The following is a 2,121-nucleotide window of genomic DNA, read 5'->3' as shown; positions in this document are numbered from 1 at the left end:
GGGCCGCCTGGGCTGATCACCGGGCCGGGACGGGGAACCGGGGCGCGCTGCCCGGCCCGGCCCGGTGATCAGCCCAGGCGGCCCAGGAAGGCCTCCAGCGCCTTGTTGAACTCCACCGGGCGCTCCAGGTTCGGCAGGTGGGCGGCGCCCTCGATGACGTGGAGGGTGGAGTCGGGGAGGGCGGCGTGCATGGCCTCGGCGTCGGAGACCGGGGTGTACTCGTCGTCGGCGCCCACGACGACCAGTGCCGGGACGGTGACGCGGGTGAGCAGCTCGCGGTAGTCGGGGCGCTCGGCCCGGCCGCGCAGGGCCGCCGCGGCGCCCTCGGGATCGGTGGCCGTCATCATGCGGCGCACCTGGGCCGCGACCTCCGCGTCGGCATACGGCGCCACCATCTTGAACAGCACCTCGTCGGCGTACCCCGCCATACCCTCGCGCAGCAGCCGGTCGGCCATGGCGTTCCGGGTCCGCCTGCCCTCCTCGGTCTCGGCGGCCGGGAAGGTGTCCGCGAGGAGGAGGCCGCGGACGCGGTGCGGGAACAGGCGGTAGCACTCCATCGCGATCTGGCCGCCCATGGAGAGGCCGCCGAGGACGAACTCCGGAACCCCCAGGTCGTCCAGGAGTGCCGCGATGTCCTCGGCGAAGGCGGAGAGCGGGGTGACGCCCGGGACGACGGGGGACCGGCCGTAGCCGCGCAGGTCGGGGGCGATGACGCGGCGGGAGGCGGAGAACTCGCTGATCTGCGGGTGCCACATCGTGCGGTCGAAGGGGTGGCCGTGGACGAGGACGAGGGGGAGGGGGAGGCGGGCCGGCCGGCCTGCGGGAACGGATTCCCCTTTGTCCTCGTATGCGAGGAAGGTGGTCATGGAATCGACCCTAGGGCGCCCCAACTCCTCGGTGCAATAAGATCTTTGCCCTCGGTGCAATGTGGTGGCGTGGCGGACGCGGAGAGGGAAGAGGCGAAAAGGGCACTCGTGGAGGCAGGACGCGGAGAGGGAACGCGCGGAGGCAGGAAGCAGGGACGAGGGGCGGGGAAGACCGTGGCCGACTACCGGCGTATCGCCGATCGCATCGCGGACGACATCGCCGACGGGCGGCTGCAGCCCGGTGACCGGCTGCCGCCGCAGCGGGTGTTCGCGCGGCGGCGGGGGATCGCCGGGTCGACCGCCGGGCGGGTGTATGCGGAACTGGTGCGACGCGGACTGGTGGTGGGGGAGGTCGGGCGCGGGACGTTCGTACGGGCGGCGCCGACGGCACCGGCCGGGCAGGCGCTGGCCGAGCCGGCGGGCTCGGCACCGGTGAACCTGGAGCTCAACTACCCCTCCGCGCCCGGTCAGTCGGAACTGCTGGCCACCGGGCTGGCGCCGTTGCTGCGGCCGGACGTGCTCACGGACGCGCTGCGCACGGCCCCCGCGACCGGTACGGCCGCAGCACGCGAGGCGGCGGCCGGCCTGCTCGCCACCGCCGGCTGGCGCCCGGACCCGGGACGGTTCCTCTTCGCCGGGAACGCCCGCCAGGCCATCGCCGCCGCCCTCGCCCACCTCGTACGGCCCGGGGGGCGCGTCGGCGTCGAGTCCCTCACGTATCCGCTGGTCAAGGGGATCGCCGGTCGGCTGGGGGTGACCCTGGTGCCGCTCGCGACGGACGGGGAGGGCCTCCGGCCGGAGGCCGTGGCCGCCGCGCACCGGGCGGCGCCCCTGTCGGCGGTGTACGCACAGCCGACGCTGCACAATCCGACGTCCGTGACGATGGGGGCGGGGCGCCGGGCCGAACTCGCACGTGTGGTGCGGGAGTTGGACCTACCGGTGATCGAGGACCGGATCTGGTCGTTCCTGGCGGGCGCTGATACGGGCGCTGATACGGGCGCTGATACGGGCGCTGATACGGGCGCTGATACGGGCGCTGATACGGGTGCTGATACGGGCGCGGATGCGGATGCGAGCGGGGGCGTCGGTGGTGCGGGGGTGCTGCCGCCGTTGGCCGCGTACGCGCCGGAGCGGGTGTTCGTCGTGGACGGGCTGTCCAAGCGGGTGGCGCCGGGGCTGACGGTCGGGTTCCTGGTGGTGCCGGAGGGGCGGGTCGCGGGGGCGGCGGACGCGTTGCGGTCGGGCGGCTGGGTGG

Annotated in this window: 2 protein-coding genes; one reads left to right on the top strand and one right to left on the bottom strand. The window is 74.5% G+C overall.

From position 1 onward, the window contains the following. Nucleotides 1–68: 68 nt before the first annotated feature. Nucleotides 69–866: an alpha/beta hydrolase gene (locus P1P70_RS43820; protein ID WP_319247968.1), complete on the bottom strand. Its 798-nt coding sequence runs from the start codon at nucleotides 864–866 to the stop codon at nucleotides 69–71. A 174-nt stretch (nucleotides 867–1,040) separates the two neighbouring features. Between P1P70_RS43820 and P1P70_RS43815 the strand changes: the two genes are divergently transcribed. Continuing rightward, nucleotides 1,041–2,121, top strand: a 1,081-nt coding sequence (locus P1P70_RS43815; protein ID WP_319247966.1) for a GntR family transcriptional regulator, incomplete at its 3' end; no start/stop codon positions are given.

The organism is Streptomyces sp. MB09-02B, assembly GCF_033794485.1.
Classification (GTDB): Bacteria; Actinomycetota; Actinomycetes; order Streptomycetales; family Streptomycetaceae; genus Streptomyces.
Note: the sequence above shows the minus strand (reverse complement) of the source record. Positions and strands in the feature narration are given on the sequence as shown.